The sequence below is a fragment of the Pararhizobium antarcticum genome (genome assembly GCF_001885585.1).
In the GTDB taxonomy this organism is placed as follows: Bacteria; Pseudomonadota; Alphaproteobacteria; order Rhizobiales; family Rhizobiaceae; genus Pararhizobium; species Pararhizobium antarcticum.
The window spans coordinates 163440-182311 of the sequence record NZ_LSRP01000118.1 but is presented as its reverse complement, the minus strand read 5'-3'; the positions used below and the strand labels follow the sequence as shown (position 1 = coordinate 182311).

At 62.2% G+C, this 18872-nt stretch carries 17 protein-coding genes; 2 read left to right on the top strand and 15 right to left on the bottom strand.

Annotation, left to right across the window (positions count from 1 at the left end; genetic code table 11):
* The first annotated feature begins 112 nt into the window (after positions 1–112).
* Positions 113–1276, top strand: a complete 1164-nt coding sequence (locus tag AX760_RS21455; protein ID WP_071835047.1) for a dihydrodipicolinate synthase family protein — start codon at positions 113–115, stop codon at positions 1274–1276.
* Positions 1277–1374: 98 nt separating this feature from the next.
* On the opposite strand, the gene AX760_RS21450 is transcribed toward AX760_RS21455, so the two are convergent.
* The 14 genes from AX760_RS21450 to AX760_RS21385 form a co-directional block, all read right to left on the bottom strand.
* Positions 1375–2298: a sugar phosphate isomerase/epimerase family protein gene (locus AX760_RS21450; protein ID WP_071835046.1), complete on the bottom strand. Its 924-nt coding sequence runs from the start codon at positions 2296–2298 to the stop codon at positions 1375–1377.
* A 12-nt stretch (positions 2299–2310) separates the two neighbouring features.
* Positions 2311–3171 (bottom strand): TIGR01459 family HAD-type hydrolase, encoded by an 861-nt coding sequence (locus AX760_RS21445; RefSeq protein WP_071835045.1) that lies wholly within the window; start codon positions 3169–3171, stop codon positions 2311–2313.
* Positions 3168–4451, bottom strand: coding sequence for an FGGY-family carbohydrate kinase (locus AX760_RS21440; protein ID WP_071835044.1), 1284 nt, complete (start codon positions 4449–4451; stop codon positions 3168–3170). The genes AX760_RS21445 and AX760_RS21440 overlap by 4 nt, the downstream gene beginning before the upstream one ends.
* Positions 4448–5500 carry a class II aldolase/adducin family protein gene (locus AX760_RS21435; RefSeq protein WP_071835043.1) on the bottom strand — a complete coding sequence of 351 codons (1053 nt, stop codon included), beginning with the start codon at positions 5498–5500 and terminating at the stop codon, positions 4448–4450. Before AX760_RS21435 ends, AX760_RS21440 begins: the two co-directional genes overlap by 4 nt.
* A gap of 21 nt (positions 5501–5521) precedes the next feature.
* Positions 5522–7036 carry a glycerol-3-phosphate dehydrogenase gene (locus AX760_RS21430; protein WP_071835042.1) on the bottom strand — a complete coding sequence of 505 codons (1515 nt, stop codon included), beginning with the start codon at positions 7034–7036 and terminating at the stop codon, positions 5522–5524.
* A complete protein-coding gene (locus tag AX760_RS21425; RefSeq protein WP_071835041.1) occupies positions 7033–7689 on the bottom strand; it encodes a class II aldolase/adducin family protein in 657 nt (218 codons plus the stop codon). The genes AX760_RS21430 and AX760_RS21425 overlap by 4 nt, the downstream gene beginning before the upstream one ends.
* 9 nt (positions 7690–7698) lie before the next feature.
* A complete protein-coding gene (locus tag AX760_RS21420) occupies positions 7699–8736 on the bottom strand; it encodes a 2-hydroxyacid dehydrogenase (RefSeq protein WP_071835040.1) in 1038 nt (345 codons plus the stop codon).
* On the bottom strand, positions 8733–10310 hold the full coding sequence (locus AX760_RS21415; protein WP_071835039.1) for an FGGY-family carbohydrate kinase: 1578 nt from the start codon (positions 10308–10310) through the stop codon (positions 8733–8735). The genes AX760_RS21420 and AX760_RS21415 overlap by 4 nt, the downstream gene beginning before the upstream one ends.
* Entirely contained in the window at positions 10310–11434 is a 1125-nt protein-coding gene (locus AX760_RS21410) for an ABC transporter ATP-binding protein (RefSeq protein WP_071835038.1), read from the bottom strand. The genes AX760_RS21415 and AX760_RS21410 overlap by 1 nt, the downstream gene beginning before the upstream one ends.
* Positions 11431–12549 carry an ABC transporter ATP-binding protein gene (locus tag AX760_RS21405; RefSeq protein WP_071835037.1) on the bottom strand — a complete coding sequence of 373 codons (1119 nt, stop codon included), beginning with the start codon at positions 12547–12549 and terminating at the stop codon, positions 11431–11433. Before AX760_RS21405 ends, AX760_RS21410 begins: the two co-directional genes overlap by 4 nt.
* Positions 12550–12555: 6 nt before the next feature.
* Complete coding sequence (locus AX760_RS21400; RefSeq protein ID WP_071835036.1) at positions 12556–13413, bottom strand: carbohydrate ABC transporter permease; 858 nt, start codon at positions 13411–13413, stop codon at positions 12556–12558.
* Positions 13414–13429: 16 nt separating this feature from the next.
* Positions 13430–14353, bottom strand: a complete 924-nt coding sequence (locus tag AX760_RS21395) for a carbohydrate ABC transporter permease (protein ID WP_071835077.1) — start codon at positions 14351–14353, stop codon at positions 13430–13432.
* A 164-nt stretch (positions 14354–14517) separates the two neighbouring features.
* Positions 14518–15960 (bottom strand): extracellular solute-binding protein, encoded by a 1443-nt coding sequence (locus AX760_RS21390; RefSeq protein WP_071835035.1) that lies wholly within the window; start codon positions 15958–15960, stop codon positions 14518–14520.
* A gap of 139 nt (positions 15961–16099) precedes the next feature.
* Positions 16100–17068, bottom strand: a complete 969-nt coding sequence (locus tag AX760_RS21385) for a sugar-binding transcriptional regulator (RefSeq protein ID WP_071835034.1) — start codon at positions 17066–17068, stop codon at positions 16100–16102.
* A 328-nt stretch (positions 17069–17396) separates the two neighbouring features.
* On the opposite strand from AX760_RS21385, the gene AX760_RS21380 reads away from it, so the two are divergent.
* Entirely contained in the window at positions 17397–18266 is an 870-nt protein-coding gene (locus AX760_RS21380) for an FkbM family methyltransferase (protein ID WP_071835076.1), read from the top strand.
* A 3-nt stretch (positions 18267–18269) separates the two neighbouring features.
* Here AX760_RS21380 and AX760_RS21375 read toward each other — a convergent pair whose 3' ends face one another.
* Positions 18270–18752, bottom strand: a complete 483-nt coding sequence (locus AX760_RS21375) for a class I SAM-dependent methyltransferase (protein ID WP_071835033.1) — start codon at positions 18750–18752, stop codon at positions 18270–18272.
* Positions 18753–18872 lie beyond the last annotated feature (120 nt).

Genomic DNA, 18872 nt, shown 5'->3' with positions numbered 1-18872 from the left:
GGGTGGGAAGATGATATTGTGCGGCCAGGTCTCACAAACCCTCAAAAAATAGAGACTTGAAATTTGGAACGATCTAAATTATCCGACATCGGCCAGTGTGAGGAGGAAACTCGTGACAGCCAATTTGCCGCTTCCCCATAGCGACGGAACCGTTAAGCCCTACAGGCTCACGGGAACGCCGATCGCCCGGCCTGCGACACCGCCGCGCTTCAACCGGATCGCCTATGCGGCGGCTCATGTCGTGTCGGATCCCTGGCGCGATACGACGCCCTGGGGCCAACCGGCGATCGACTGGGACGCGACAATGGCCTTTCGCCACCATCTCTGGAGCCTCGGTTTCAGGATCGCCGAGGCGATGGATACGGCCCAGCGCGGGCTTGGCCTCGACTGGCCGGGCGCGCAGGAGCTGATCCGGCGCTCGCTTGCTCAAGCGCGGACCGTTGCCGGCGCCGACCTTGCCTGCGGTGCAGGAACAGATCATCTGGCGCCATCCGATGCGCGGTCACTGGACGACGTCATCAAGGCCTATGAAACGCAGATCGGCTTTGTCGAAAAATCCGGCGGCCGGGCCATCATGATGGCCAGCCGCGCTCTGGCGCATATTGCCCGCTCGCCCGACGACTATCGCCGCGTCTACGGCCACATCCTGCGCCAGACCGAAAACAAGGTCGTGCTGCACTGGCTGGGCGATATGTTCGATCCGCAACTGCGCGGCTACTGGGGCTCCGACGTCTTCGAGATGGCGTTGGAAACGGTACTCTCGATCATCGAGGACAACAGGGACAAGGTGGAAGGCATCAAGATCTCGCTGCTCGACAATGCCTGCGAAGTGGCATTGCGCAACCGTTTGCCGGAAGGCGTACTCTGCTTCACCGGTGACGATTTCAACTATGCCGACCTGATCGAAGGCGACGGCGCCCGCTACAGCCATGCTTTGCTCGGCATTTTTGACGCCGTGGCGCCCTCCGCTTCAAAAGCGCTCGCATCGCTTGCCGCAGGCGACGTCGAAACCTTCCGCGCCGTCATCCGGCCCACCGTGCCGCTGTCGCGAAAGATCTTCGAGGCGCCGACGCAGTATTACAAGGCCGGCGTCGTCTTCCTCGCCTGGCTGAACGGCCACCAGCAGCACTTTACCATGCCGGCGGGCATGCAGTCGGCGCGCGGCATTCTGCACTATGCCGATATCTTCCGTCTAGCAGACCAGGCAAATGTTCTCGACCGGCCCGATCTGGCCGTCGAACGGATGAAGGCATTCCTGGTGACGCAAGGGATCTGATTACCGGGAACGTTGATACGAAGACGCCCGGCACGAAGGCCGGGCGCTCGTCGCGCTTGCGCAAGGGAGGACGCACCGCGCGATAGGGCTGTGCCGGATTACCGGTTGAAACCGGTGTCGATATGCGGCTCCCAGAACTCAACGGATTCGCGGATCATGTCGACGACCAGATGATCGGTCGGCTCGCGCTCGCGAAACGACAGTTCGAGGCAGATCTCGTTGTCGGTTCCGCCCCCGCTGCGAACCGTGTCGAGCAGTTTTTCAGGCGTGATGCGGCCGTCCTTGTTGTGGGCGGCGATGAACGGCCAGTGGCCGCCCTTGTTCATCGACGACTGCTTGACGTGGATGATCGGCGATTCCTTGGGAAAGGCCTGCGCCCAGGCATAGGGATCGATATCGGCGGGATTGCTTGACGTTACGTCGCCATGGTCGATATCGACCATCATCTTCAGCGGGATCGGCAGGCCGGCCTCCGACAGCCGCGTGTCGAGCGCGCGACATTCGGCGATCGTATGGCCGAACTCCCGGCCGACCGACATCGGCTCCCAGAACATGTAGGTCAATCCGGCCGCCTTGGCATGCGCGGCCACCTCCCCCCAGCAATCGATGGCGATCCGCATCAGCGTTTCGCGGCGGGCGGGGTCGTCAAAATCCCTGTGCGTGAAAATGGCGAACTGGGTGCCCATGCCGGTGGCGCCGAGTTCTGCGGAAATATCGGCGAAGGTTTTGAACCAGTCGACATAATAGCGCCGGACATCGGCATCCGGATGGCCAAAATGGTTGAGACGGCCATAGGGGCCGGTCATGCCCGAGGTCACCTTGACACCGGTGCGATCGAGGGCCCTGCGAAACTGGCGCAGATGTTTGCTGATGGTTGCCGCCGGCCAGGAGGGATTGATGAATTCATGGGTCAACTGCACGTAGCCGATGCGGATCCTGTGCGCGATCGTGTCGATCAGGTCATCGGCCTCGGCAAAGCGGTTGACCAGCGGATTGGTGTTGAGCGACAGCGTGAACGCCATGGGCTTCGTCCTTTACCAGAGAAATTTCGGCATGATGAAATCGGGGATGGCACCGTGCGCAACGAACAGCGCCTGTCGCTCGGCATCCGAAGCCGTTTCGAGAATGCCGGTGGTCACCAGCACGGAGCCGAAGCCGGCACCCGCGGCACCGGCAATGTCATGCTCGATGCTGTCGCCAATGCAGCAGATGCGGCCCGCACCGATCGGGTCGAGAAAATCGCGGGCGGCGGCGTAGATGTCGGGAAAGGGCTTGCCGATCCAGCGCACAGGACCGCCCAGTTCCTCGTACAGTTCGGCGATCCGCCCGGCGCCAAAGGCGGTACCGTCTTTCGTCAGCATGATCTTGTCCGGATTGGTGCAGAGACAGGGCACGTTTCTCCGGGCCGCCGGCGAAAGCAGCGCCTCGTAGTGAGCAAGCGGATGACGGTCGCCTTCGCTTGCCGCCAGCAGCACGAAATCGGCATCCTCGCCGCGCTCCGTGCGCTCGATGTCGAGATCATCCAGAGGCGAGGTATCGCCGTCGCGGCTGATCAGCAGGCAGCGGCGCGGACGACCATCACCTTCGCCCTCGCCTGCGTTTTCGAAGGCCAGGAGACGCCAGGCCACTTCGCCCGATGTCAGGAACCAGTCCCAGCTTTTGGGGTCGAAGCCGAGCGCTGCCAGACGCGTGTCGTTTTCCGCCGAGCGTTTACCCGAATTCGAGAGAATGACGATCGTTTTTCCAGCCTGTTTCAGGCGCTGCAATGTGTCGGCAGCACCAGGATACGGCCCCTTGCCGTCACGCAGAACACCGAACTGATCGATCAGGAAAGCGTCGAACCTGTCGGCAAGATCGCCGACGCCGGAAAGCAGGGATGGCGAGACAGCCTTCATAACACGCCCGCCTCTTTGGCCCCGGCAAGCGCCAGCCGCGCGGCACCGGCGGCCGCCTCTTCCGACAGAACAGGCAGGAACGGAACGCCGATCCTGCGGCTGCGGATCGTGGTCCAGACAGGGTTTTGCGCGCCACCACCCACCGACCGGATCGAGCGCAGCGCCGGGCTGCCAAGCCCGCAAAGGCGGTCATAGGCAAGCCGTTCGACGCCGGCAATGCCCTCGAAGATCGCTTTCAGGAAATCGCCATCGCTTTGCGGCCTTGGGCTCATGCGCGGCTTCATCTGCGGATCGTTGACCGGAAAGCGTTCGCCATCGCGCACCAGCGGATAATAGTCGAGCCCGCTATCGGTCGATGGGTCAATATCGCGCGAAAGCTCTGCAATCCGCTCGCTGCTGAAATGCGCGGCAAGCACGGTACCACCAGTGTTGGACGCACCGCCAGCCAGCCACATATCGCCGATCCGGTGGCTGTAGAGCCCGTATTCCGGCGCAAACAAGGGCCGCTCGGACAGCATTTTGACCGTGAGCGTCGTCCCGAGCGCCGAAACGCCATCGCCCGGCTGGTCAGCGCCCGTCGCCAGAAACGAGGCACAGCCATCCGTAGTGCCCGCGACAATGACGACATCATCGGGCAGGCCGAAAGCCTCGGCCGCGTCCGCAGAGATGCCGGCGATCGGCGCACCCGCCGGCAGAACATCGGGCAACAGGTCCATGCGCGCACCGGTCTCCCCGATCCAGTCCGGCCAGCACCGCGCCACCGGATCGTAACCGGTCTTCAGGGCATTGTTCTCATCCGACACGTCGTAAAGGCCGGTGAAATGCCCGGCGAGCCAATCGGCCTGGTGCAGGATGCGAAAGACATTTGGCAGCGACTGGAACGTCAGGACCTTGGCAAGCCCCGATGTCGCACCATGGGCGGCACTGTCCTGCGGTGCGCAACGGGCGATGCGCGCGAGGATGGCAGCATCCGAGACCGGGTCATTATACATCATCGGAGCCGCCAGGGGCTCGCCGGAAGCGCCGACCGGCAGCAGCGTGCCGGAGGTCCCGTCAATGCTGATGGCGCGAACGCAGGACACGTCGATCCCGGCCAGAACACCACCGAGCGCCACCTGCAATACCGTCCACCAGACGGCGGGATCGCGGTGATCGGCAGAAAAATCCGCCATTTTCGCCGAACCAGAGGCCAGGATCGCAAAGGACGGATCCATCGCCACGGCACGGGCGCCGGAGGTGCCGATATCGATACCGATGACCAGGGGTGTGCCGCGCGTCATTGCAGCGCCTGCCCGGCCCGATTCAGCGCCTGCCTGTATTTCTCGGCATCCCAGCCCAGAAGCTCGGCGTTTTCGGCATCCGTCAGATAGCGCACCCGCGTCCCTTCAGGGATGCGTGACAGCACATCGGAGAGGCAACGCGCCATCGCCTGCGCGCCGGCGGTGATGTCCCGGGCCACAAGCACGCCCTTGCCCGGAAACAGGATTGCCGGCGGCAGAGCGACACGATCGGCGACAAAACGCTTCTCGATCGAAAGGGCCGTGTCCTGCGGTGCTGCGATCACCGATCCCTTGCCGAGAAAGATCACGTGATCCGGATAGAGACTGCCGCCGGCGGCCATCATGCAACTAGCAAGGTCGGTCGCGGCATCGTGAATACGTTCGTCTGCGGGCAGCATGTAGGCGCTATCGAGGCTCAGTCTCGACAGCGCGGCAAGATCGGCTCTGGCTGCGGCTCGCACCGGCAGGGCAAGCCGTTGCGAAACCTCAGCGAGCAGAGCCTGCGCCTCCGCCACCGTTTCGCCGGCGACCGCGAGGCCGTGATTGCCAAGGATCAGCACGCTGGTATCCTCGCCGATGCGGTCAGCGATCGCCTTTGCCAGCGGCAGGCCCGGCCGGGCATAGGGCACAAAGACATGCGGGATATCAGCCAGTTTCGAGGCCGCGAGCACCTCGGCATTGGCCTGAACCGCTGTTGCAATGGTTTCGACGCAATGCACGTGGATCACCACCTTCTGCGGCATCAGCGCATGTACCGTGGTCTCGATCGACGGTCGAAGCCCCAGCGGATTGCGATCGGCGATCACGAAATCCTGGGCTTTCTCCGTCGATGGATCGTCGCGCTCCAATGCATCAAGCAGCGGCTCAAGCGCCACCGGCACCATCACGTCCCGTTGCCGCGCCTGCATCAGCCAGAGGCCCGACGCCTTGATCCAGAGGATGCCGCCCTCCTTTATCGATGTATTGCCGCCTGCGCCCTGGACGAGCGCCGGATCGGCACCGACCCGCGCCGATACGTCCAGCAGGGCTTCGAATTCAGAACTTCTCACGCCAGTCTCCGATATGCAGTTTCAGGCCGCCTTCAATTGTTGTTCACACCAGGACGCAAAGGCATCGCGCTCGCCCTGCGTCATGTGCAACCCGTGTTTCGTGCGCCGCTCCAGAATGTCCTGCGGCGTCTGCGCCCATTCGGTTTCCATCAGGAACAGCGCCTCGCGCTCGCGCAGGAGCCGCCCGAAAACCTGCCCGAGATCCGCAAGGCAAGTGGCACTCCCGATCAGCGCATGGGCGCGCGTGCCGTAGAGACGCGCATAATGCTTGGCAAGGTCCATCGGCAGCCAGCGATAGCGGGCCCGCAGGTCGCCGAGAAACTGTTCGAAATCCGCAGCCGGCATGTCGCCCCCGGGCAGCGCGCCCCTGGAGGTCCAGCCCTGTGCCATGGCCGGGAAAAACGGCCGGATCTTTTCCAGCGCATGTTCGGAAAGTTTCCGGAACGTGGTGATCTTGCCGCCAAACACCGACAGCAGCGGCGCTGAACCATTGCGCGCGTCGACCTCGAAAATATAGTCGCGGGTGACGGCCGACGGGTTTTCGGCATTGTCGTCATAAAGCGGCCGCACGCCGGAAAAGCTGTGCACGATGTCGCTCGCGGCCAGCTGCTGCTTGAAATAACGGTTCACCGACGTGATCAGGTAGTCGATCTCGCTCGCATCCGCCTTCACATCCTCCGGCCGTCCCTCATAGGGAATGTCCGTGGTGCCGATCAGCGCCAGATCGTTTTCGTAAGGGTTGATGAAGATCACCCGCTTGTCGGGATTCTGGACCAGGTAGGCCTGACGGCCCTCCCAGAACTTCGGCACGATGATGTGGCTGCCCTTGACGAGGCGGACATTGCGGGCCGAATTCAGTCCGGCGACGCGGCCAATGATATCGTTGACCCAGGGACCGGCGGTGTTGACGACACAGCGCGCCCGGACCGGGATCTTGCGACCGGTCGCACCCTCGGTCATCTCGATATCCCAGAGATCGCCATTGCGCCGCACGGATGTGCAGGCCGTCCGTGTGTGCACCTGCGCCCCGCGCTGGCTGGCATCGAGCGCATTCAAAAGCACGAGACGGGCATCGTCCACCCAGCAATCGGAATATTCGAAACCCTTGCGATACTCCGGCTTGATCGGAGCGCCCTCCGGCGCTGTCGCCAGATTGAGCGTGCGCGTGCCCGGCAGGCGCTTGCGTCCGCCCAGATGGTCATAGAGAAACAGGCCGAGGCGAACGAGCCAGGCCGGACGGTCGGACGAGCTGTGCGGCAGAACAAACCGCATCGGCCAAATGATGTGCGGTGCCGATTCCAGCAGGACCTCGCGCTCGATCAGTGCTTCGCGCACAAGCCGGAATTCGTAGTATTCGAGATAACGCAGGCCGCCATGCACAAGTTTGCCGGAGCGCGAGCTTGTGCCCTGCGCCAGATCGTCCTTCTCGCACAAAATGACGGACATGCCGCGGCCGGCCGCATCCCGCGCGATGCCGGCACCATTGACGCCACCGCCGATGATGAACAGGTCAACTATGCCGTTTTCAGCACTCACGCGCGTTTCTCCTGCAGTCCATAGGTCGAAAAGCCCTCGAGCACGCCAACGATCTCTTCATCCGGCAGGATCGCCGGGCCGCCGATCAGCAAAGCGTGATAATATTGCTTGGCGATGGTCTCCAGCTCGACCGCCGCCCACATGGCCTTTTCCAGCGTCGGACCGGTTGCAATCATGCCATGATTGGCCATCAGGCAGGCGGACCGTCCTTCGAGCGCGGAGAGCACATTCTTCGACAGGTCAGGCGTGCCGTAGCGGGCATAATCGCACACCCGCACATCATGGCCGCCGAATGCGGCGATCATGTAGTGGCAGGCCGGGATGGGCTTGCGGGCCATGGAAAGAATGGTCGAGAACATCGCATGCGTATGGACGATGGCACCGATTTCCGGCCGGCCGCGCAGGATATCGCGGTGGAAGGGCCATTCGACCGAGGGCCTCTTCGGTCCCACCCAGGCATTTGCCTCACCATCCAGCGGCATCGAAACGATCATCTCGGGCGTCATCTCGGCATAGGCAACGGCCGATGGGGTGATCAGCATGCGGCCGTCATGGCGAACGCTGATATTGCCTGACGTGCCCTGGTTCAACCCGGTGGCATTCATGGAACGGCAATGTTCGATGATGGCGATGCGCAGCTCAAGCTCGGTCATGGCCACCCCTCAGCACGGATGGACCGGCGGCAGGCCGGCAATGTAGCGACGCACCTCTTCGGCAGCCATTTCCGCGGCATAGGTCACGGTGCGAACGGAAGCGCCTGCAATATGCGGCGTCAGCGTCACGTTCGGCAATTGCAGCAGCGGCCAGTCGGCCGGCACAGGCTCGACAGCGAAGGTTTCCAGCATCGCCGATGCGATCGTGCCATCGACCAGCGCCGCATAGAGCGCATCATAGTCGACCAGCGGGCCGCGCGCCGTGTTCACGAAGATCGCGCCAGGCTTCATCTGGGCAAAACGCTCGGCATTCATCATGCCGCGCGTCTCTTCGGTGACACGTGGATGCATCGTCACGACATCGGCGCGGGACACGAGATCGTCGAGGCTGACATGTTCGACGCCGGCATTGCGATCATCGGCAGAAAGCTGGACATAAGGGTCGTGGACGATGACCTTTGTTCCGAAGGCCCGCAGGAGCCGCACGACCTTGGTGCCGATATTGCCATAGCCGATCACGCCGACCGTCATTTCCGACAGTTCGCGGCCGGTCTTGTCGGCGCGGTAGAGTTCGCCGCGCCATTCGCCCTTGCGCAGCGATTCATGCCCCGTGCGGATCAGCCGTGTTTCGGCAAGGATCGCGCCGAGCGTGAATTCGGCGACGGCACTGGCATTGCGGCCGGGCGTGTTGACGACGAGCACGCCGGCTTCCCGGGCCGCCGTCATGTCGATATTAACAGGCCCGCCCCGCGACACCGCGACGAATTTGAGATTGGGCAGGCGCGCGAAAATCCCCCGTGAAAACGGCGCGAGCTGGGTGATCACCAGTTCCGCATCGCCGACGAAATCGACGATATCGTCAGCCTTGCCGACATATTCCTTCAAGCCGTCCATGCCCTCGACGGCATAGCCGTGTTCCATCGGCTCGTCGGGCCAGGGCTGTTCCAGAAGACGGATGTCATGCGCCTCGCCGCAGGCTTCCACGACCTTGTCGCGAAAGATGGTCGGCAGCATGAACCGGTCTCCGATGATGGCGATCTTCTTCATTGCGGTCTTTCCTGTTCAGAAGCCGGGCTGGCGCCGTGGGAAAGGGCGTGCCAGACCGGACGAAGGGCCAGGCGCGATTGCCTGTAGGTTGGGAACACGGCGTCGAAATGCGCGGCCATGGCTTGATCGGCGGGCTCCGGCGGCCGCTGGTAGGGGGTCACCCAGTCCTTGACGCAATCCGCCATGGAGCCATAAATTCCGAGCGAGACGGCGGCAATCATCGCCGCGCCGGCAGCGCCGGCTTCTTCCCGCTCGCTGGTCTGGATGGCGCAGCCGAGTGCGCCGCCGAGGATGCGCCGAAGTGAAGCGCTTCGCGCTGCCCCTCCGGTCAGGCGGACACGCGACGGCAGCGGCCCCATCTCCACGTAGCAATCGCGCGAGGCCATTGCCAGGCCGTTGAAGACGGCGCGCACCATATCGGCAAAACCATGCCCGGTTTCGAGACCGACGAAGGACGCCCGTGCCGTCGCATCGACGAACGGGCCGCGCTCGCCTGCCTCGGAAATATAGGGATGAAACAGAAGCGAGGTATCGCGGGATTGGGCAAGCCAGCCTTCGACATGCCCGAGAAGCTCCGCCTTGTTTTTCTCGATGCCGACGCTTTTCAGGACGCTGCCGGCCACCGACAGGATCCAGTCTATGTTGAGCGTCGCGGCCATGTTGGACTGCATCTGCGCATAGGCGTCTGGCACCGGCAGGCACATGGTATAACCCGTCAGGCCCGGATTGAGGATCACATCGTCAGCATCCCTGGCCAGCCGCATGTGCATGCCGGTCGAGCCGATGATCGAACAGCCTGCATCGGTGCCCGGCTCATAGAGCCCCGCGCCCAGCGAGGTGCACACCACATCGACATAGCCGAGCACGACAGGTGTGCCGGAGAGCAGGCCCGTCAGGGCAGCCGCACTGTCGCTCAGGCTATGATGCGTCACAGCCCCGTCGACGATCTCCGGCAGAAGGTCGCGCTGCTTCTCGAGCCCGAGAAAACCGATGACATCATCGGAATACTGGCGGGTGCGGAAATTTCCAAAGGTAAAACTGGCTTCCGAAGGATCGGTGGCGCGCTGGCCGGTGAGCTTGAAATAGAGCCAGTCCTTGCAGTGGAAACCGGTCGTCGCGCCGGTGAGCATGGACGGCTCGTTGTCGAGGATCCAGCGCAGCTGCGCCCCCATCTGGCAGGCGGCAAGTCCCGAGCCCGTATGGGCAAACCGGGCGGCGTCACCACTGTCGCGGCGCAGCCGGTCGACAGTATCTCCCGCCCGGGCATCAAGCCAGAGCCAGCCCTTGCCGACGGGGTCGCCGCTTTTGTCGATCAGCCAGGTGCCATCACCCTGCGCCGTCACGGAAATCGCGGCAACCCGGTGCGCCAGATTGTCGATCTTGTCTGCGAGATCGGCGAGTGTCTTCGCCGCATCCGCCCAGGTCCGGTCAAGGTCCTGGACGACGCCGGTGCGGCCGACGCTCTCATAGCTGTTCGGGATCGCCGAAAAGGCGATCTGCCGTCCCTCAAGGTCGAAGGCGACGGACTTGATGACCGAGGTTCCGGCATCGATCCCGATCAGAATATCACGCATCAGGCGAGCTCCTGTCCGTGGCTGATCGCCCTCCCGCTATCGCTGTCGAAGACATGCAGGCTCGACGGATCGAGCCGGATGCCGACGGTTTCGCCGATCGCGAGGTTGGTGCGATCATGCTCGACCAGAACCATCGTGCCGCCGGCAAAATCGGTGGCGATATGCGTCTGGTCGCCCAGCCACTGGTTGACCGCGACCTTCGCGCCGACCCCGCCGTCTGACCGACGCACCGCATAAGGGCGGATGCCGAGAACAACCTTGCTGCGCTTCATCAGTTCGGCCCTCACCGCATGGGAGAAATCCGATGCTTGGTATTCGAGTTTCACGCCCTCGTTAAGCCCGAAAGAGACCGTCGCGTCCGTGCCCGAGACGCCCGCCGTAAACACGTTCATCGGCGGCTCGCCGACAAAGGTGCCGGTGAACAGGTTGGCCGGACGCTCCTTGATCATCTGTGGTGTATCAAACTGCTGCAGGACCCCGCCTTCCATGACGGCGATCCGGTCCGCAAGCGCATTGGCCTCGGTCTGGTCGTGGGTGACGAGAATGGCGGTCAGGCCACGTTCCTTGATAAAATGCTTGATACGGCCGCGCAGGACAGCCCGCAATTGCGGTTCCAGCTGCCCCATCGGCTCGTCGAGAAGATGCAGGTCGGCATCGCGGATCAAAGCCCGACCAAGCGAGGCACGTTGCTGCTGCCCGCCGGAAATCGAGCTGGGATACCGCCCCATGATGTCCTCGATCTCGAGCAGCTTGGCAATGAAGCTGACTTTCTCCTCCACCACCGCATGCGGCAGTTTCGAGGACTTAAGCGCAAAGGCGATGTTTTCCTTGACGGTCAGCGGCGGATAGAGCGAATAGCCTTCGAAGGCCATGGCGACATTGCGCTTGACCGGCGCAAAGGTCTGCACCTCTCTGCCCTTCAGCTGGATCGTGCCGCGCGAGACCGCCTCGAAGCCCGCGACCATGCGCAGCGTCGATGTCTTGCCGCAGCCCGATGAGCCGAGAAGCGCGATGATCTCGCCCTTCTTCACATCCATGTCGAGGTTCTGCACGGCGTGCACGCCATGGTCGATGGGGCCATAGAACTTGTCGACGCCCTTGATCAAAAGTGCGGTCTCGCTCATGCCGCTTCTCCATTGCGTGTCATTGACGCCGCAGCCGATGCGATCAGCGCGCCGCTTTGCTTGTCGAACAGGAAGGCCGTACGGCCATCGACAGCGATATGGGCCGGGCCCGATGCGGGACCGGGCGTTCCCGCCGGCCGGGAGACCAGAACTTCGCGCTTGCGCATGGTCATCACCAGCGTCACCGTCTTTTCGTTGAGCGGCGTTTCCGCCTCGACCGCAACCGGGATCGCGCCCGGCGCTCCGGCCTTTGTAAAGACTATCGCCTCCGGCCTCAGCCCGATGACGCAAGATTTGCCGACCACCGCTCCCGGCATGCCGGGCAAGGCAATCCGCACATCCGAAAGCTCGACATAAATGCCGTCGGGGCCTTCCTTCGGCACGACGTCAAGCAGATTGATCGTCGGATCTCCGAACAGGCGGGCGATCTCGATATCGGCCGGCGCGAGGTAGATTTCAGCCGGCGTGCCGATCTGGCGAATGCGGCCCTGCGACATCACGGCGATGCGATCGCCCAGCGCCATCGCCTCCTTGTAGTCCTGCGTCACATAAACCACCGTCGCGCCCTGGGCGGCCAGCAGACGCGGCAGTTCCAGGCGCATCTCGAAGCGCAGCTTGGCATCGACATTGCGCAGGGGGTCGTCGAGCAGGAGCAGCGGCGGTGAGCCGGCAAGTGCGCGGGCAAGCGCCGTCCTCTGCTTCTGGCCGTTGGAAAGCGCCTTGGGATGATGCGACAGCACATGGTCGATCTTCAGGAGCTTTGCCACTTTCTGGACGCCGGCCGCAATCGCGTCCTTCGACGAACGGGTCGCCGTCAGCGGGCTGGCGATGTTGTCGAAGGCGCTCATATGGGGAAACAGGGCGAAGTTCTGGAAGGCCATGCCAATGCCGCGATGTTCGGCATCGACTTCGGCCATGTCCTCGCCGCCGATCAGGATCTGCCCTTCGTCCGGCTCGATGACGCCGGCCACCATGCGCAGCAGGACCGTCTTGCCGGCACCGGACGGCCCGAACAGAACCAGCGTTTCACCATCGGCCACGCTGAGCGAAAGATCGTCCAGGACCGTCTGGCTCTTGTAGCGCTTGACGATGTTTTTCAGTTGAAGCGTTGTCATTGGAAATTATCCCTTCACCGCGCCGAGCGACAGGCCTTCGACCAGATAGCGCTGCGCGTAGAGTGCGATGGCAAGCGTCGGCGTGATCGACAAAACGATGGCGGCGGCGATCTGGCCGTACTGGATGCCGGAGGCAGTCACGAAGGCAAGCGCACCCACCGTCACCGGCTGTTTGTCAGCGGATGCCAGCACCAGCGCGAAGACGAAATTGTTCCAGGCAAAGATGAAGGCCAGCAGGCCGGCTGCCGCAATCCCAGGCCCCGCCAGCGGCAGCGCGATCTTGCGGAAGGTGGCAAACCAGGAATGGCCGGCGATCCGGTAGGCATATTCGACGTCGGCGGAAATATCCTCGAAATAACCGCGCACGATCCACAGGATGAGCGGCAGGCAGATCAGCTGATAGACCCAGATCAGCCCGAAATAGGTATCCGCAAGGCCGAGCCACTGGAAATACTGCGTGAGCGGCAGAAGCACCAGAAGCGGCGGCGCAAAGCGGAAGGACAAGAGCGTGAAGGCGATGTCTTCCGAACCGCGAAACTTGTGGCGGGCAAAGGCGTAGGCTGCGGGAACGCCGAGCACCAGCGCCACGGCCACCGAAGCGACCGACAGGAAGACCGAGTTTCCGAGATTGCGCATGAAGGCGATATCGAGCGTGCCGGCAGCCGAGGTCAGCTTGCCGGTGATCAGCGCCTGATAATTCTCGAAGGTCGGCGTGAAGACGACGGACGGCGGAATGCGCAGGATCGTCTCGTTCGTCTGGAAGGACATCAGGAAGATCCAGAGGATCGGGAACATGAAGAACAGGACGATCAGCAGCAGCGCCGTGCCGCGAAAGATCTTCTCGAAGGTGGATGTGGTTTCCATGGTTCTCCCCTCCCTCTCAGGATTCGCCACGGGCGCGTTCGCGCAGCCGCAACCAGTGTTTGATGAAGACGTTCGACAGGAAGTAGGTGATCGCCCAGAGGATGACCATCAGCGCGGCGGAGCGCCCGACATTGGTCGACTGGAAGAAGTTGAGATAGGCCTCGACCTGGAAGACAGTCAGCGTATCGCCCGGCCCCCCTTGCGTCATCGCGTAGATGATGTCGAACTGCTGGATACTGTCGAGCAGGCGGAACAGCGTCGCCGTCAGGATGTAGGGCGTCAGCATCGGCAGGGTAATGCGGAAGAACACGAAGGTGCGCGGCACCCCGTCCAGCGCGGCCGCTTCGAACGGCTGCGTCGGCAAGGAGCGCAGGCCGGCGAGCAGCAGGATCATGATGAACGGCGTGTAGACCCAGATATCGACGAGCACGACCGTGAACAGCGCCGAACTCGGCGACGAGGCCCAACGGAAATCCTCCAGCCCGATCAGGCTGGCAAAATAGCTGAGAATGCCGAAGCCGGGATTGGTCATCAGCTTCCACATCAGCGCAGCCAGGGCCGGAGCGGTCATCAGCGGCATCAGCAGCATGATCGAGACGAAATTATTGACCGTCGAGCGGCGCTGCAAAAGCAGGGCAATACCGAGACCGAGGATAAGCTCGAGCGTCACCGTCGTCCCGGCATAGATCAGCGAGACTTTCAGCGTGTTCCAGAAACCGGGATCGGTCATGAAGTTGATATAGTTGTCGCCCCAGTTGAACTGGCGCGCCCAGGGCTGGCTCAGCCTGTAGCGCTGGAACGAATAGACCACGGCCGACAGGAACGGCACGAGGATACCGATGCAGACGAGAAGGGCCGGAAGGCTCAGCACATAGGGCAAGGCCTTCCTGCTGATCCTGAAACCGGAGGCGGCTTTGCGCTCCCTTGCTGTTGAAGCCATGGTCAGCTCCGATCCATTTTGTTGAAGAAGCCGCAGGTTGCTGGCGCGACGCCCGCGCAACTGTCCTCGGCATTCAAATTTTGTTCAAGCCTGGAACGGGAAACTCCGAAGGCCATGCGGTAGGGACCCGGCGCCCGTGGCGCCGGGTCCTTTTGTCAGTTTGATCAGCCGAGACCGGCTTCCTTGAGCTGGGTGTCGATGCTCTGGACGAGCATGTCGAGACCTTCATCAACCGGCACTTCCTTGGCGACCATCTTCTGCAGCGTTGAAGCCCATTCGGTGGTGACGTCAAAGAACAGCGGCTGCGGCGTGAACTTGATCGAGGCGCCCGGTGCCGACTTGTCGAACATGTCGACATAGCCCGCATAGCTCTTGTTCAGGCGTTCGCGGAAGATCTCGTCCTTCCAGACCGACTGACGGACCGGATTGACAAAGTCCATCTTGGTGGCGCCGAAGATGGCGTGCTCGGCACCGGAAGCCCACTGCATGAAGTACCAGGTGGCGTCCTTGTCCTTGGAGAAGTTGGACATGGCCAGCGACCAGATCCAGATGTTCGGCGTCGCTGACGTGGCAGCCGGATTGGCGGCAAACGAGGCGAAGGCGAGATTGCCGGCTTCCTTGTTGGTGCCGCCGTTCATGAAGTAGCCGAGAATATCGGCATCAAACATCATGGCGGATGCGCCGGCACCGAGGTCCGTGCCGACCTGATACCAGGTGTAGGTCGACCAGTCCTTCGGGCCGCTTTCCTGGATCATCTGCACCCACTTGGAGTGGAAGGCGCGGGATTCAGCCGTGTTCATCGCGGCCGAAAGCTTTCCGTCGGCCGAAACATTGAGGTCCTTCTGGCCGAAGTTGGCATAGCCGGAGAGGAAGCCCGGATGGATCGTCGCCCAGGAGCGCGAGCCGCGAACGCCGATGCCGTATGGTCCGCCCAGATCCTTGGAGGCCTTGCCGGCTGTCTCGATGAGTTCATCGAGGTTTCCGGGGACCTTGCCGCCGATCTTGTCGAGCATCGTCTTGTTGTAGGTGAGGTCGTTCTGCTCGTAGCCCCACGGAATGCACCACTGCTTGGCATCATCAGAACCCAGCTCGCCGCCAGGCGTTCCGTTCCATGCGCAGGAATTCCGAACCCCCGGCAGGAAGTCATCCCAGGCATAGTTCGGGTTGGTCTTGGCCGGATCCTTGATCCATTCGTTCAGATCGGTAATCCAGCCGGCCGGGCCATAGGTCCAGGTCATGTAGGCACCGGTCATGAAGGCATCATATTCCGTCGAGCCCGACGACAGCGCCGCCGTCACCTTGTCGAAATAGACGTCTTCGGGGAACACGTCATAGCTGACCTCGATACCGGTCAGATCCTTGAACGTCTGCAGGTTGGCGATCATCGCGTCCGCATAGGGATGCTTGTTCAAGAGCAGCTTCAGCGACTTGCCGGAATGCGCCTTCCAGTCGAAATCGGCAGCATGCGCGTTGGTCGCCATCATGTTGAACAGCGTGCCGGCAGCGCCGGCGGTAATCCCCATTGCGCCAAGGCCTTTCAACATGCCACGGCGGTCCACCTCTCCGCGCAGAAACGCACCGATGAGGTCTTTTTCCTTTTCGTACATTGGTTTTCTCCTCCTTCACGGGCAAAACAAGCTCGATTGAGCCGTACCGGCTACCCGACCGGTATTTCCTCCGAAAATGAAACAGGCGGCCACTCCCATGGCCTGCTGCCTGTCCCGCCTCCAATTCCTCCCACAACCGTCAGGCCGCGTCGTTCATCAGCGTCCGCGCGGTGCGCTCGTCGGTGATCAGGCCGCTCAGGAAGCGGCTTTCCAGCACCGAGCGGATCGCCCGCGCCTTCACCTTGCCGCCCGCAACGGCGACAACCCGGCGATTCCTGAGTTCTTCCCGTTTCATCGTAAAGGTCCTGTCCGATAGCGTCGTCTCGATCGGCTGGCCCTTCTCGTCGAAGAAGTGGCCGAGCAGTTCGCCGACACCACCACCATTCTTGATCTCCTCGATCTCGCTCTTTTCGATCATGCCGGTGGCGACAAGCGAGGCTTCGCGCTCCACCGTGCCGATGCCGACGAGAAGCAGATCGGCAGTGCTGGCGAGATCGAACACCTCGCGCACGCCGCGCTGGCTGAACAGCACGTCACGGTCCTCGATCGTGTTGGCAAAGAACGGAACGGGCATGACATAGGCTTCCGCGCCGGTGCGCTCCGCCAACCGATGGATAACGTCGTGCGGATTGGCCGAGAATTTGCGCGTCAGGCCGCCGAGCAGCGAAACGAAGCGCACGTCGTTATTGGTGGTGCGCGGCAGATATTCGACGCAGGCGGCGAGCGTCCGGCCATGCCCCATGCCGATCAGCACGTGGCCTTCCCGCTCGATCTCGCGTTTCAGAAACTGTGCGCCGGAAATGCCGAGCGCCTTCAGAGGAAGGTCCTCCGGATCGAAATCCGGCACGACTTCGCAATAGTCCAAGCCATAGCGCGTCGACAGCTTCTGCTCGAGCTCGACGCATTCGGATACTTCACCGTCGATATAGACCTTCACCAGGCCATCCTGGTTGGCCTTCATGATCAGCCGGTGGGCCTTGAGCGACGAGAGCCCCAGGCGCTTGGCAACCTCGGCCTGCGTCAGTCCGCCGGCATAATGCAGCCACGCCGCACGGGTCGCCATGCTCGACTCGTCGTCCCGCAAGGAGCCTCCACCCGTGATCGCCATATTCTCCACCCAATGGTTTGATATTTTTTTCTCGTTGTGAAAATATTTTCATTCCCTGAAAAATTTGTCAAGCGACGTCGGCGCGAAGGACGTCCGCAAATACCACCGAGCAAACCTGAAAGCCGGGGCTGGCTTTGCGGGGTAGCGTCGATTAGGGAAGGAATTCAGGCTGTTCTTGCAGTGCAAAACGGAACCGCGAAAACCGCGAAAAAAATTCGATTTCTGCCGAAAAATCCGGATACAGGCGCGCAAAAGGCAAAATACATTCCCATTTCAGCCTTCATGCTGTAGCCCAGTGATCAAAGCGCCGAACAGGACGGGACCGGAAATGCTGACTGCCAAAGCGTTGAAACGCCGCATCCGGAAAATCAGAAACAGGCTTGCGAGCCAGTTTTTCGAAAGCCGGTACGGACGCGAACTGCTGGTCAGCGCCCTGCCGTCCCGTCTCCAGACGATGACAACCGACTGCGGCGATCACGTCATGACCTTTTCGCCCCACGACTATATCGGCCGGAAAATCTTCCGGAAGGGCCATTTCGAGCGCGAGCATGTCGACCGGCTGCTGGACATTTTGAAAACGCGTAGCCTCTGGCGCGAAGGGACGGCCCTCGTCGAGCTTGGTGGCAATATCGGCACGCAGACGGTGTATTTCGCATTGAGCGGCGCCTATGAGCGGATCGTCAGCATCGAACCCGATCCGCGCAATTTCGAGCTGTTGCGTATCAACATCGCGCAGAACCGGCTCGAAACAATGGTCACCCTTGTCAATTGCGCGGCGGGGGAGAGCGAGGGCCAGATCGCCTTTTTCCAGCACCAGGCCAATCATGGAAAAAGCAGCGCCTTGCGACAAAGCCCGTCCGACCGGGAAATCTCTGTGCCGGTGCGTCCGGTCAGTGCCATTCTGGCGGATACCGGCATTACGCCGCCATCCGTCGGGCTCATCTGGATGGATATAGAAGGGTATGAGCCGGTCGCCTGCCGCTCCATGGAAGCGCTGATGACGCTGCGCGTGCCGCTCTATATGGAATTCTCACCGGCCTTCTACGGCGCGGAGGCATCGGCTGAATTCGTCCGCTACCTCGCGCGCTTCTACACCGATTGCCTCGTCTTTTCCGAGGACGACGACCCCGTCGCCCTCAAGGTCGCCAAGATGCCGATCGACCGCGTGCAATACGACGTGCTGTTGCTGCCCGTCTGATGATTAGCGCTTGCGATAGATGAAATAGCGCCCTTCGCGCACTGTCGCCGGCAAAGGTTGCGGCTCGAGGTCGGGATGCTCGAGCGGCAGGCCGCTGATGGCAATGCCACCGGGGCGCAAGCTGCCCGCCGCCAGTTGCGGCAGCCAGGTCAGCGTCACCGCATCCTTGTCGGGATAGCCTGTCCCGATATCGGCATGCACCAGTGCAGCGCCCGTTCCGAGATAGGCCTGCGCCGTCTCGCGGATTTCACCGATCACCAGATCCTGTGGCTCCGGCGTCGAGCTGGCATGCGAACCAATTGCCCGATCGAAGGCGATGATCCGGCGGCCGGGAAAATGCTCGCGCAAATGGCTGTAGGTGCGCCCGTTGCCAAGGCCGATTTCGAGCACGGCACCCTCCTGACCGTCCAGCATTGTCGCGCTGATATGGTTGAGAATGTCGCGCTGGGCGGTCAGGCGGCGAATGAAACTGTCAAGGCGGCTCATGGGCGGCGGCAATCCATTTTTGCTTCGTGGTCACGGGGCATAGCACGCGCCCCTCCTTGCGGTCGACCACATCGCGTTCGTGCAGAGGATCAAGATTTTGTCAGCGGAGTTGCGTTGCGC

What these genes read in the sequence shown, in the direction of transcription:
- AX760_RS21405 (WP_071835037.1), bottom strand. Translation starts at nt 12,549, where the DNA reads ATGACAACGCTTCAACTGAAAAACATCGTCAAGCGCTACAAGAGCCAG.
- AX760_RS21440 (WP_071835044.1), bottom strand. Translation starts at nt 4,451, where the DNA reads ATGACGCGCGGCACACCCCTGGTCATCGGTATCGATATCGGCACCTCC.
- AX760_RS21395 (WP_071835077.1), bottom strand. Translation starts at nt 14,353, where the DNA reads ATGGCTTCAACAGCAAGGGAGCGCAAAGCCGCCTCCGGTTTCAGGATC.
- AX760_RS21445 (WP_071835045.1), bottom strand. Translation starts at nt 3,171, where the DNA reads ATGAAGGCTGTCTCGCCATCCCTGCTTTCCGGCGTCGGCGATCTTGCC.
- AX760_RS21420 (WP_071835040.1), bottom strand. Translation starts at nt 8,736, where the DNA reads ATGAAGAAGATCGCCATCATCGGAGACCGGTTCATGCTGCCGACCATC.
- AX760_RS21380 (WP_071835076.1), top strand. Translation starts at nt 17,397, where the DNA reads ATGCTGACTGCCAAAGCGTTGAAACGCCGCATCCGGAAAATCAGAAAC.
- AX760_RS21385 (WP_071835034.1), bottom strand. Translation starts at nt 17,068, where the DNA reads ATGGCGATCACGGGTGGAGGCTCCTTGCGGGACGACGAGTCGAGCATG.
- AX760_RS21390 (WP_071835035.1), bottom strand. Translation starts at nt 15,960, where the DNA reads ATGTACGAAAAGGAAAAAGACCTCATCGGTGCGTTTCTGCGCGGAGAG.
- AX760_RS21415 (WP_071835039.1), bottom strand. Translation starts at nt 10,310, where the DNA reads ATGCGTGATATTCTGATCGGGATCGATGCCGGAACCTCGGTCATCAAG.
- AX760_RS21410 (WP_071835038.1), bottom strand. Translation starts at nt 11,434, where the DNA reads ATGAGCGAGACCGCACTTTTGATCAAGGGCGTCGACAAGTTCTATGGC.
- AX760_RS21375 (WP_071835033.1), bottom strand. Translation starts at nt 18,752, where the DNA reads ATGAGCCGCCTTGACAGTTTCATTCGCCGCCTGACCGCCCAGCGCGAC.
- AX760_RS21425 (WP_071835041.1), bottom strand. Translation starts at nt 7,689, where the DNA reads ATGACCGAGCTTGAGCTGCGCATCGCCATCATCGAACATTGCCGTTCC.
- AX760_RS21400 (WP_071835036.1), bottom strand. Translation starts at nt 13,413, where the DNA reads ATGGAAACCACATCCACCTTCGAGAAGATCTTTCGCGGCACGGCGCTG.
- AX760_RS21450 (WP_071835046.1), bottom strand. Translation starts at nt 2,298, where the DNA reads ATGGCGTTCACGCTGTCGCTCAACACCAATCCGCTGGTCAACCGCTTT.